The organism is Romboutsia sp. 1001216sp1 (assembly GCF_039841805.1).
GTDB classification, from domain to species: Bacteria; Bacillota; Clostridia; order Peptostreptococcales; family Peptostreptococcaceae; genus Romboutsia_C; species Romboutsia_C hominis.
The window spans coordinates 31,529-44,899 of the sequence record NZ_JBDPHA010000012.1 but is presented as its reverse complement, the minus strand read 5'-3'; the positions used below and the strand labels follow the sequence as shown (position 1 = coordinate 44,899).

The window sequence follows — 13,371 nt, the reverse complement described above, 5'->3', positions numbered from 1 at the left end:
GATGATAAATTAATATAAAGATATATTTTTTTAATGTCTAATACAAATCTTATAAATTAATATTTTATATAGAACCTAATTTAATTTCTTTAAAATAAAAAACTAACCAAAGGGTTAGTTTCTTACATCATAGCTGCTAATAATCCAAATAGTGTCGTCATGCTAGTAGCAACAAGTACTACTACTACTGATATTGCTATAATTTTATTTTTTTTCTTTTGATTTTTTGCCATTTATTCCACCTCAAATAAATTATTTATTATACTCTCTATAATTGAGTTAATGTACTCCACAAATTATTCTTTAAAATCTCTCTTCTATATACTTAGCTGCTATTATACCATATTTATAAGTATCTTTTAAAATTACTTTTTTGCTTCAATTATATCCATATTGTATTAATCATATTAAATATGCTTTTGATAGCTTAAAAAATCATTTTATATTCTTATATATGACTTTCCTTCCATTAATAATCAATCCTATATAAAAAGTCCTACTTAGCAAAAATAGGACTTTTTATATAGTTATATTACTAATAACCTATATTATTTAACTATAATCGTTTCTAACTCTTTAACTAATTCATCAAATTTATTTATTGTATTTTCTATAGGTTGTGTACTCGTTAAATCTACTCCTGCTTTTTTCAGAAGATTTGTAGGGGAATCTGAACTTCCTTTTTTTAGAAAACTAATATAATTATCTGAACCATTTTTTAAGATATCTTGTGCAAATGCAACACCTGCACTACATCCTGTAGCATACTTATATACATAAAAACTATTATAGAAGTGCGGTATTCTAGACCATCCTACTTTTGCTAATTGATCTAATTCATAATCTTTACCATAATATTTTTGAAGTAATTTTCCCCAAGTATCATCTAATACTAGTGTATTTAAAACTTCTCCATTTTCCATCATCTCATGTATAATTTTTTCAAACTCAGCATACATAGTCTGAATAAATACTGTATCTTTTATTAAGTCTAAGTATTGAGTTATATAATATGCCTTTTCTTTATCATTTGTAGCATTCTTTATTAACACTTCATACAATAAAGCTTCATTAGTTGTTGATGCTACCTCATGAGTGAATATAGATGGATTTGAATTATAATAATTTTGATTTTTGGCACTCATATAAGAGTATACTCCATGCCCAAGTTCATGAGCTAATGTAGATACTGAACTTAAATTGCTTCCATAATTTAATAATATATATGGATGAGCATCATAAACAGATAAACAATATGCACCACTTACTTTTTCATCTTTCGAATATACATCAATCCATCTTTCATTAAAAGCTTTATATACTATATCACTATATTCTTTACCTAAAGGTGCTAATGCTGAATATATAATTCCTTGTGCTTTTTCATATCCTATACTATTATCAACACTATCTACTATCGGAACAAACATATCATAATAATATACTTTATCTAAATTAAGAGCCTTTTTTCTTAAGGATATATATTTATGCAAACTAGATGTATTATCACTCACAGTTTCGATTAATCTATCATATACTTTGGTGTTTACCCCATCACTTTTTAAGTACATATCTAAAGAAGACTCATATCCTCTTTGAGTGGAATAAAATATATTCTTATTTACTTGTCCTACTAATAGCCCTGCTAAAGTATTTATATTGTCATTATAAGATACAAATTCATTTTGGTAAGCTGATTTTCTTTCATTTCTATCAAAAGATTCTAAAGCTTGACTATACTCAGATGGATTTAAATTTGTTTTTTTATCCATATTTCTAAAGAGTTCATATATATATCCTGGTAATGATGTTATTTTCGATACATCTGCAAGTATGTTTTCTGAAGTTTGATCTAGATAATAATCTTTAGAACTTCTTATGCTTGACAAATATCTATTATATTTACTTTTTATTTTCTTACTAGATGAGATTTCTTTAAATTCTTTATCTGATAATTTCAGAACCTCTAATTCTAAACCTGAACATACCATTCTATAGTCTCTATATACATTATCTAATTTTTCATCCATTGCTAAGTATTTATACGAATTTTTACTTATATCCTTTTTTAATTTTACATATCCTCCAAGCTTATTTAATTTTATATCTAATCTTTCTTTTATTTCTAGTGCAAAATCCAAATGAGTCTTAGACTTGGTAATTTTACCTGTATAATTTTTTAATTCCTTTATATCTTTTGTAAATTTTTTTAAATCTTTTTCCCATTCAGCATCATTTTTATATAATGCTTGTAGATTCCAACACATCTTATTATAGTCAATAGGTTTCTTATTTTCTTGTTTAGTCTCTTCTTGATTGTCTATTGCTATAATACTTTTATTATGCAAAAAATCATTACCATAAGATATTTCTGGCATAGCTCCTATACAAAAAACAGATATAGACAAAATCATAATTGCTTTATAATATATTTTATTGCTCATAAAAAGCCATCCTTTCAATAAAATCTACTTACTTATAGGATGGCTTTTTTGTTCCTTATTATTCAACTATTACCATTTTAAATATTTATACATAAACACTTTATCCACATACTTATCAACATATTAACAATCTATATTACGACAAATATTTAGTTTTTCCAATATTCTTATTCTATTGGAATTTTTTTAATTTTGACTTTTAACATACTTATTAACAATTATTTAATACTTATCAACAAGTTTTTGTAGGTTATTCACTTATATTGTTAATAAATACTTTTAGTTTATTTGTATACAATTTCATTGCATCAAAAAAATATTTTTTTATTTATTGTTTTACTTTGTCGAACTTTGTGTTTTCAATATATATAGGCTAATATTACTCAACTCTAAACTTATCCACATTTTAATAACATGTTATTAACAATATGTTGATAAGTTAATTTTTATATATCTTAGTAACTAATACTGTCATATCATCCTCTATAGTTTCACCTTGCATTTCAAGAGATTTGTCTAGTATTAAATTAGCTATCTCTTTTGGATTGGTAGTTTGCATATCTTTTATGAAGTATATTAACCAGTTATCACCCATATTGTTATTCTTACCAGCATCTAATATTCCATCAGATACCATAATTATATAATCACCATCTTTAACCTTTGTTGTCTTTCTATCTAAGTTTATATCACATAAAATCCCCACTGGTAATGATGATGAGGATATTAAATCTATATCTTTATTATCTCTCATTATATATGTAGGGCATGCCCCCATCTTTATAGTTTCTAGTATTCCTCTTTTTAAATCAACTATTCCTAAATCTAATGTAGAGAACATCTCATCTGACGATTTTAATAATAACATGTTATTAATTGTGTTGATAACTATTTCATCTTCAATTTTCGCATCCATCATTTTTTCTAATATATCTATAGTTATAGATGATTCTTCATATGCTTTTCGACCTTTACCCATTCCATCGCTTATGGCCATCATATATTTACTATCTCTTATCTCCATATGTGTATAATTATCCCCACATAATATATGTCCATCTTTTGACATTGATATCACTTCAGTTATAGCTTTATATTTTTGACTTCTACTAAAAGTTATTTTACATTCTTGACCTAAAGATCTACATCCAACCTTTTGAGCAGATACACTAGTTCCCATATAATCCGATATAATATTTGTTAGCTTTTTATCGCATAGACATCCGTCTATGCAGTTATCTTTATTTATTACTATTTCAAAGTCATCATCACTCTTTGTTATATAATTTATCTTGTTTACTGAAATGCAGTTTCTTTCTAATTCATCTTTTAAATCATTTTCTTTCTCTAAGTCTAGCACAATATTATTTTCTAAATCATAGGATATAGACTTCATAGATTTTGATATACTTCTTATTTGGTTTGCTATTAATTTTCTACTTTCTGAAAATCTTACTGTCCAATTATAATCTACTAAAAATAACTTATAATAATTATTTATTGTTTTAATTACTCCCTCTGGAGTTATACATTCTTTTATAAAATCCTCTGGTACACTGTCTATTTTAAGTTCTCCTTCTTCCTCTATGCTTTGTAATATTTCATTCATAAGAGTATATGTATAATTAAATTTTAAGTCCCAGCATCTTCTTTTCATTCCACAGTTTTTACACTGATCAATATAAATCATATCTATTATACTTGCTATGTCCTTTTGATCTACAACTTTTTCTTTTTCTCTAATCTTATCAAAAGTATCTGCTATACTATCATAAGCTTTGCTCATATTTAATAGTCTATTATTAGTTAAGCTTTTCATTCTATCTATATAGTCATTAACTACTTCATTAGAGTTCACATTAACTCTTATCCTATTTTCTATTCTATCAAAAGCTTTCTTTGGTAATAATAATACTATTAAGCACCCTATTAACATATCCCTCATTTGTTGAATATCCAATCCAACACCTAGACTATAGCCATATATCATAAACCAAGATAATATATACCCTATTATACAAATATATTTGTTTAATTTGTTAAAAGCCCCACTTATTAGTCCCGATACAGAGAACACTCCCATATATATAGCACTAGTTATATCACTTATCATAAATGCTATCCCAACTATAACCCCAGAGGTAGCCCCCATAGCTGCACCTCCAATAATAGATGCCATAAGAATAAGTATTGTAGACAAGACTGTTTTTAAAGACACCCCTAAGATATACATATCTCCTATTCCCATAATACTTAAAGTAACTATTATACTTAAAGATATAATTTCTTCTACATTCATAGTTATTTTCTTATTAGAATTACTCAGCAAATCAATACCATAAGAAAATATATATATTCCGATAAATACTATAGATGATTCCATAATTGCTATAAAAATATCATATACATATCTATTAGATAAAAGAGCTTGTCCAATAGATATAGGTAATATAATAAAAGTTCCCAAAAGAGCTATCTTCCAGGTTAAATTAACACCTTTAATTTTCTTGTTTATTGACATATATATAATTAAGCATAGGATATACTTCAAAATATAAGGCATAGTGTTTCCGGATAAGACTATTCCCAACAACGTTGCCATAAAAGCAGGAAGTCTATATTTTTCTATCTTAGATACATATATGAAAAATGCTAATCCCAGAGGTGCTATAGTATCCATCAAAATAGTCCTACTTAGCAAAAATGCCATTAATATAAATACAATTGTGTTTAATTCCATATATCTATTAAATTTTCTATAATTAATTTTAATAGTTTTATCTTTTAATTTTACTGAACTCTTCTCCATAAAAAAATCCCCCTCTTTTGTTTATAATGAGATTGTAACAAAGAGGGGGGTAATGTTTTTGTCATAATGAGTTCTCTATAATAAAAACATTAAGACATATTTTTTGATTTTTGACAGATTAATCCTTCCAAATTATCGTATTCACTTACAATTATTTTTTGACTTTCTAGTTTTTCCATTATTTTATCTAGTATTTTTACACCAGCAGTTATAATATCTGCTCTTTTAGGCTGTAATCCTTTTAATCTTTTTTTATCATTTAGTGTCATATTCTTTAAACTTTGTAGAACTATATCTATATCTTTTTTGCATATTTCACTATTGTGTATTTTTTCCATAGAATAGACTTCTAATTCCTGGTTAATTGCTGATAAAGATGTTATAGTTCCGCCTATGCCTACAAGATAACTTATATTGCAACTTTTTATATACTCTAATGTATCTTTTAATGTATTTTCTATGAAAACTTCCATATCTTCAAATTCTTTGTTATCTATTGGATCTTTTTTTAAAAATTTTTCTGTCATCCTTAAGGCTCCTACATTTTCACTTTTAGCAAAACTTATTCCTTTTCGGTTTCCAATTATAAACTCTGTTGATCCTCCACCAATATCTATTACTAATATATTATCTTTTTCATTTAGACCTTCTAACACACCCTTAAATCCTAAATTTGACTCTTCTACGCCACTTATTATTTCTATATCTATGCCTGTTTTTTCTTTGGCTAAGTCTATAAATTCATTTTTATTCTTGCTGTCTCTTAATGCAGAAGTTCCCATTACATATATTTTTTCACAACCTTCTTCTTTACATATATCAGAGAATGTTTCTAGTGCTTTTATATTTCTATCTATCGCTTCTTTATTTATATATCCTTCTTTATCTACACCTTGTCCTATTCGTGTAGTATTTATAAATTTTTTTCTATTTTCTATCTTGCCATTTATATAATCAGCCACTAAAAGTCTCATTGAGTTTGTTCCAATATCAATTGCTCCTATCTTCATTGGTATATCTCCTTTGTCTTTTTTGTTCAATAATAAGGTACAACTAATTTTTTAACTATATATGTTAATTATCTCATATTTACATGCATTCACATACCTTAAATATTTATCATCTAAAAAGAAGGTAACTTAGTTACCTTCTTTTATATCAATATATATGATTTCCCCTGGCTTAACCATATTTAAGCGTTCTCTAGCCATAGTCTCTAGGTCGTTATTACTCTTTGTTTTTTCAGCCTCTTTTATTTCTAGCCTAGTCTCTTTTATTTGCTCATTGAGACTATAAATTTCTTCTTTATATTCCTTATACTTTTTTAGTTGAAATATAAATCCACTCATCATGCCTACTATTATGACACCTAAAAATAATGTTAATACTATAAACTGGCTCGAAAATTTTTTTCTTAAGTTCATATTAACCTACACCTTTTTTCTTATTTTTATCTTACCTAATGTTTTTCTCTTCACTCCCCTATTTATAAGTACAATCATATTAGGTATATAAAATATCATATCAAATAAAAAGTGTAGTGTGTATATCATAACGTAATACAAATTCTTCAAAATACTGACTATGTACTTTGTGGTATTTTTGATTAATGCTGTTAAAATATATAATACTTTATTCATTATTGCTAAAACAAATTTGCTTATGGTGTTGTAATATAAAATAAAACCAATAAATAAGGCTAAAAAATGATAATATCTCAGTTCAAAAGATTCTATTGCATTTACGGTTATAAAAACTGTTATTGTAGTTAAAATCCAAAATAATGCATCAAAAACTAAAGAGCAGTATTTTATAAATTTAAAATTTGATTTTATAACTCTATAAATATCAAATAATACGCCTACAACTATCCCACCGTAAATAGTTGCAAAAAAATAACTAGCATCTTGAGTAAACGGAGTCATCTACTTAAACACCTTCTTAAAAAAGCTTTCTTGTGTTTTTCTTTCCTTGGAGTAAATTATAGCATTTATGGTTCCATCTACATTTATAACTTTCTCGTCTATGCTCAGCTTACTCATATCTAGGTTTTCACCTTCTATTACCATTTCACCTGCGCTTGTTTTAACTTCTACCTTTTTATCGCTAAAGGAGTAGATGTGCTCTACACCAGAAACAATTAAATTGCTCCTATCCTTTAAGGTTATATTATGTTCCATAGTACCCCCCCAGTAAATTTTCAATTAATACTACTATAAATATACTGAGGATATCCTATTTTTATTCTACTATTTCATACATTTCTTTTGCATCATTTTTTAATACATGCTCTCTTATTTCATTTATCTTTACCTTCATAACTTTTTCTCCAAAAGTTATTTCTAATAAATCCCCTACATTTACTTCTGATGAAGATTTTGCAACTTTCCCATTTATAGTAACTATCCCCTTATCACAAGCCTCTTTAGCTACTGTTCTTCTCTTTATTATTCTAGACACTTTTAAAAATTTATCTAATCTCATTATCTAAGTTCACTTCCTTAAAAAATTATATTTATATTAGTATATAGAAAAAGTGTGGTATAAAATTCCACACTTTTTAATTTAATAATTATCCATTTATTATATCTTTAAGACCTTTTCCAGCCTTGAATACTGGAGCTTTAGAAGCTGGTATTTCTATAACTTCTTCTGGGTTTCTTGGGTTTCTTCCTTGTCTAGCAGCTCTCTCTCTAGTTTCGAATGTTCCAAATCCTACTAATTGAACTTTTTCTCCACCTACTAATGCTTCTTCTACTGATTTCATAAAAGCGTTTAATGCTGCTTCTGCTTCCTTCTTAGTTAATTCACTCTTTTCTGCCATTTTTGCAACTAATTCAGCTTTATTCACGATACTTACCTCCTAAAAAATTTATATAATAATAGAATTCTTATTTTTAAATTCTAGTTTTTAGCTAAAAATTATAACTTATTAGCTTTTGCTTCATTCCAAAGATTGTCCATTTCTTCAAGGCTCATATCTTCTAATTTTTTGTTTAATTTTCTTGAGCCTTCCTCAACAAATTCAAATCTATTTATAAATTTTTGACTTGTAAGGTTTAATGCTTCTTCTGGATTTATACCTAAAAATCTGGATAAATTTACTATTGAGAATAATAAATCTCCTAGTTCTTCCTTTATGTATTTTATATTTCCTTGTTTGTGTTCGTCAAGTAATTCTTTATATTCTTCCTCAACTTTTTTTAATACATCATCAATATTATCCCAGTCAAATCCTACTAAAGCTGCTTTATATTGTATTTTTTCAGCCTTTGTAAGAGCAGGTAAATATTTAGGTATTCTTTTTAATCCTTCTGTTACGGTGTCTTCACCTTTTTCTTCTTTTTTTAACTCTTCCCATGTTTTATCAAATGTATTCATATCAATATCTTCATTTTTGAAAACATGAGGATGTCTATGTATAAGTTTTTCGCATATACCAGCTACAACTTCTTTTAAATCAAATAATCCTTCTTCTTGTCCTATTTGACAGTGGAATATAACTTGTAAAAGGATATCTCCTAGCTCTTCTATCATTTCATCTATATCATCGTTATCTATAGCTTGACAAAGCTCGTACGCTTCTTCTATGACATATTTTTTTAATGATTCATGAGTCTGCTTTTTATCCCAGTCACAACCACCTGGACCTCTTAAAGTTTCCATTATTTGATATAAGTCATTTACTGTATTATACACTTTTTTAGAGCTTTTTGGTATATATAAACTCGTTAAATAATCGAATTTATTTTCCATTCTATCTAGCTCGAATAAAGGTACATATTTCTTACTTTCTAGATTTTTGACACCTGCACCACTTACTATACATACTTCTTGATCATAATCATAATACTCCATTAATTGTAACTTAATATTTGAAGCTATAAAGCTATCATATATTTGAGTTATTATCATTGCAGTATTTGTATCTATATAGGAATTTTGTATCTCAAATGCATCTATCAACTTAAATCCATCTGCAGGGTCAACTGCTAAGTAGTTAAACATAGCGTCTACAAAACTCATAGATGCAATTGTTTCTACTTCTATGCCCTTTTCTCTTGCCATAGATTCTATTATACCTACAGACTTTTCTGCAACTCTTGGATGCCCTGGGACAGCATATACTAAGTCCCCTTCTTTAGATGTTTCTATTATAAATTCTGAAATCTTTGTATATACGTCTTCAAAGTTTTCTTCTTTTTCATAAAAATAATCTAGAGAAGTATATTTTATAGATTCTTTTAGCTTGTCCACTGTTGGATGTTTCTCTGTTCGTAAGAATATCTTTTGAGCTGACTGTAAGGCTTCTAATGCTCCCTGACTAATTAAAGAATAATCTCCAGGGCCAAGTCCTACAATACTTATCTTACCCATAATACCACTCCTCTTAATTTATTTCAATTGTTAGTTATCTTATAAATATGTACTATCTAATTCATAAATATTATGTTCATGAATCTGCCTTTTTATTTAATTTTAAGGAAATTATGCCTAATTCTTATTAGTATTAGGCATAATTTTTTGACTATATTTAACAACAACTATAATTATTTTAACATATGATGTTCTATAGTAGTGTTTTTCTATTTCATAAGATTAAATTTTTTAAGTATTCTATAAAGTTTATCACCTTTTGGAATAGTTAATAATTCTTCTTTCTTAATTCCACCTATAAATATAAGTACTAATCCATAGATGACAGCACCTATACATATTGAGATTACAGTAGATAATGTATTACCTAATATTCCAAATAAGAATCCATAACTTAACTTAACAACTATAAACATACTTATAACTGTTATTAGTGGTTTTATAATAAATTCACTTGGTGAGAATTTTACTTTCATCACTTTTCTTATGTAAATGATTTCGATTAGCGCTGCTACTAGATATGCAGTAACTGTACCTAGAGCTGAACCTAATACATTTATTTCATATATACCTGTTAATGTATAACTTATTACTACCTTAAATAGCATACCTATTAATAAAGCTATTACAGGTACCATTGGTTTACCCATACCTTGAAGTATACCATTCATTGTTTGTATTAATCCTAAGAATATTATACATGGTGTAAGTACTAATAATATAGTTCCTACGTATGCTGGCTCTTTAGGATATAATAAATGCATTATTGGACCTGCTAATGATGCAATACCAAATGCTGCTGGTAAAACTATTAGTAAAGTTACTTTTATAGCTGTCTTTGTATCTTTTCTTGCCTTAATTTTGTTGTTAACAGCATATGATTCTGATATAGATGGAACTAAACTCATACTCATAGATATTGTAACAACTGATGGTAAGTTGATTATAGACATAGCTAATCCTGTTAATTGCCCAAATAACGCTAATGCTTGACCAGGAGTATATCCTGCTTCTGTAAGTCTTCTAATAACTATTACATTATCTATCATATTTACTAAAGGCATAACAGATGCACCTATTGTTATAGGTATAGCTACTACTAGAAGATTTTTCATTATCCTAGACACTGATTCGTCTTTGAAATGAGCACTAGCTTCATTCTCATATTTACGTTGTTTTCTTTGTCCTAAATAAACTAGTATTAAATAACCTATAGATGCTACTGCACCTATTGTAGCCCCCATTATAGCCCCTGCAGCTCCTAGTTTTGGACCATAATTATTCATTAGATAGTAAGCTAATCCTAACCCTAATATAACTCTGAAGAACTGCTCAAGGATTTGAGATATAGCTATCTTTGTCATTTCTCTTTTACCTTGGAAATATCCTCTATAAGATGACATCATTGGTACGAATAAAAGCGCTGGTGATATAGCCATCATAGCGTAGTATGCACCTGGATTTTCCATTATGTCATTTACTATGTAATCTGCTCCAAAGAAGAATATACAGAATGCCACTAAACCAGTTATAAATAAAACTGTATATGACACTTTAAATATTTTATGAGCACCCTTATGGTCTCCAATTGCGTTCTTTTCTGATACTAACTTTGCAAGTGCAGTTGGAAATCCTGCTGTTGCTAGTGTTAAAAATAAAGTGTAAACAGGATATGCAGCTTGATAATATCCCATCCCCTCTGCCCCAATTAGGTTTCCAAGAGGTATTCTGAAGAATGCCCCCATTATCTTTACAATTATACCTGCTAATCCAAGTATAAGGGCACCTTTTAAGAACGAGTCTTTGTTCTTGTTATTACTCATAACACGACCTCCATATTTTTTGTATAACAAACTTTAATATATCATATATTCAATAGTATGTTCAATATATTACTATAACTTTAAATAATTAGCTTTATTGATGAACCAAACGACTTTGTATCTTAATCTAAATCACTTTTTTATATATGTAAATCAATTGATATTACTTATACTTACAGTTTTTCAACATTTTAAAAATTTAATTTAATATTCCCTATAAAAAAGACCCAAATTTATTTGGGTCTTTGACTTTATATCTTTTACTGTACTTGCTTTCCTAAGAAGTTTGCTGCTATTTTTAATATTTTTTCTTCAGCTTCTGACATATCATCTGATTCTTTTGCTACTAGTGCTATTGATCCTATACAGTCACCTGATGAGCTTATTATAGGTATTATAATTTGTTTTTTATAATCCATGCTGTCATCTTTATGTAAAGGTATCAGCTTAGTATCCTTACTAGTTTTTGTTTCTCTATTTTCTATTAATTGTTCTAATTCATCACTTATACTTTTTTCTTTATATTCTTTTTTAGGTAATTTAGAAACAGCTATTATAGAATCTAAGTCTGTAACAACAACACCTAAACCAAGTGTTTCTCCTAAAGTTTCTGTGTATTCTTGAGAAAATTCATTTAACTCTCCAATTGGTGAGTATTTTTTTAGGATTACTTCTCCATCTTTAGCTGTGAATATTTCTAGAGGATCTCCTTCTCTTATTCTTAAAGTTTTTCTTATTTCTTTAGGAATAACAACCCTTCCTAAATCATCTATTCTTCTAACAATTCCTGTCGCTCTCATGTTTAGTTTATCCCTCCATAAATTACTTTAAGCTTATTTTTACCAATGATAAGAAAAATATACAAAAAAGACTATGCATAATTTGCATAGCCTTTATATTTATATTTTTATTTTGTCTAATGCATCTTTATTTTTCTCTATTTTAGCTTCTTTTGTAAGTTTAGTTACTTGTTCAGTGAATTTTTCATTAAGTAATATAGTTTTTATTGAATCTTTTACATCATTATATGGAGTTTGTTCATTTACTTTATCTGTAACTTTTATTATATGGTACCCAAAGCTACTTTCTACTATGTCTGATATTTCACCTGGCTTAAGATTAAATGCTGCTTTTTCAAATTCAGGAACCATCATTCCTTTGCTAAAGTACCCTAAATCTCCACCTTGTGCTGCTGAACCTGGATCGTCAGAATTTTCTTTTGCAAGTTCTGAGAACTCTTCTCCTGATTTAGCTCTCTTAAGTAGATCTTCTGCTTTTTTCTTAGCTTCTTTTTTCTTTTCATCAGAAAGTGGCTTTCCATTTTTATCTTGTGTTGAAACTAATATATGTGATGCTTTAACTTCATCTTTGTAGTAGTCTTTTTTATGGTCTTCATAATACTTTTTCATTTCTTCATCAGATATTTTAATAGTCTTATCAAAATGTTCTTTATAATTTTGAACAGCTAAATCTTGTTCTTGTTGAGTTCTTAGGAACTCATCATTAGCTCCTATTTTTTCCATATCTTTCTTGTACTCTTTATCTGAATCTATATTTTTCTTTAATTCATTATATTTTTTGTCTACTTCTTCTTTAGTAGGTAGTAAATTATCTTTTTTTGCTTGTTCATATACTACTTCTACATTTATCATTTGGTCTAAGATATTTTCTTTAAACTTATCTCTATATTTAACGCCTTTTTCAACTTCTGTGTCCCATACATTTTTTCCATACATAGCCTCTACTGATTGCTTGTATAACGCTAGAGTTGTTTCGTATTCACTAACAGTTATCTTTTGACCATTAACTGTAGCTACCGTACCATCACCTTTAGGCGAGTTTGAGCAAGCTGTGACAGATAACCCTACCATCATAGCTACTGCAACTGACATTAGTTTTTTCATTTGAACACCTCATT

Annotated in this window: 12 protein-coding genes; all 12 read right to left on the bottom strand. The window is 27.6% G+C overall.

The window, feature by feature from the left end:
- Window positions 1-548: 548 nt before the first annotated feature.
- A complete protein-coding gene (gene pepF / locus ABHC41_RS11460) occupies window positions 549-2,444 on the bottom strand; it encodes an oligoendopeptidase F (protein ID WP_271893874.1) in 1,896 nt (631 codons plus the stop codon).
- Window positions 2,445-2,883: 439 nt separating this feature from the next.
- Entirely contained in the window at window positions 2,884-5,253 is a 2,370-nt protein-coding gene (spoIIE, locus tag ABHC41_RS11455) for a stage II sporulation protein E (RefSeq protein ID WP_271893872.1), read from the bottom strand.
- An 89-nt stretch (window positions 5,254-5,342) separates the two neighbouring features.
- Window positions 5,343-6,263, bottom strand: a complete 921-nt coding sequence (locus tag ABHC41_RS11450; RefSeq protein WP_271893870.1) for a Ppx/GppA phosphatase family protein — start codon at window positions 6,261-6,263, stop codon at window positions 5,343-5,345.
- A 129-nt stretch (window positions 6,264-6,392) separates the two neighbouring features.
- Entirely contained in the window at window positions 6,393-6,677 is a 285-nt protein-coding gene (locus ABHC41_RS11445) for a septum formation initiator family protein (protein ID WP_271893868.1), read from the bottom strand.
- 6 nt (window positions 6,678-6,683) lie between these two features.
- A complete protein-coding gene (yabQ, locus tag ABHC41_RS11440; RefSeq protein WP_092921437.1) occupies window positions 6,684-7,178 on the bottom strand; it encodes a spore cortex biosynthesis protein YabQ in 495 nt (164 codons plus the stop codon).
- A complete protein-coding gene (locus ABHC41_RS11435; protein WP_092921439.1) occupies window positions 7,179-7,433 on the bottom strand; it encodes a YabP/YqfC family sporulation protein in 255 nt (84 codons plus the stop codon). It abuts the gene before it with no gap.
- Window positions 7,434-7,494: 61 nt separating this feature from the next.
- On the bottom strand, window positions 7,495-7,737 hold the full coding sequence (locus ABHC41_RS11430) for an RNA-binding S4 domain-containing protein (RefSeq protein ID WP_092921441.1): 243 nt from the start codon (window positions 7,735-7,737) through the stop codon (window positions 7,495-7,497).
- Between the two features lie 88 nt (window positions 7,738-7,825).
- The gene (locus tag ABHC41_RS11425; protein WP_092921443.1) at window positions 7,826-8,104 is read right to left on the bottom strand and encodes an HU family DNA-binding protein; all 279 of its coding nucleotides are present in this window, start codon (window positions 8,102-8,104) and stop codon (window positions 7,826-7,828) included.
- 71 nt (window positions 8,105-8,175) lie between these two features.
- The gene (gene mazG, locus ABHC41_RS11420) at window positions 8,176-9,630 is read right to left on the bottom strand and encodes a nucleoside triphosphate pyrophosphohydrolase (protein WP_092921444.1); all 1,455 of its coding nucleotides are present in this window, start codon (window positions 9,628-9,630) and stop codon (window positions 8,176-8,178) included.
- A 209-nt stretch (window positions 9,631-9,839) separates the two neighbouring features.
- On the bottom strand, window positions 9,840-11,453 hold the full coding sequence (locus ABHC41_RS11415) for a polysaccharide biosynthesis protein (RefSeq protein ID WP_166504667.1): 1,614 nt from the start codon (window positions 11,451-11,453) through the stop codon (window positions 9,840-9,842).
- 260 nt (window positions 11,454-11,713) lie between these two features.
- The gene (locus ABHC41_RS11410; protein ID WP_092921448.1) at window positions 11,714-12,253 is read right to left on the bottom strand and encodes a stage V sporulation T C-terminal domain-containing protein; all 540 of its coding nucleotides are present in this window, start codon (window positions 12,251-12,253) and stop codon (window positions 11,714-11,716) included.
- 99 nt (window positions 12,254-12,352) lie between these two features.
- Entirely contained in the window at window positions 12,353-13,357 is a 1,005-nt protein-coding gene (locus tag ABHC41_RS11405) for a peptidylprolyl isomerase (RefSeq protein WP_271893864.1), read from the bottom strand.
- Between the last annotated feature and the right edge of the window lie 14 nt (window positions 13,358-13,371).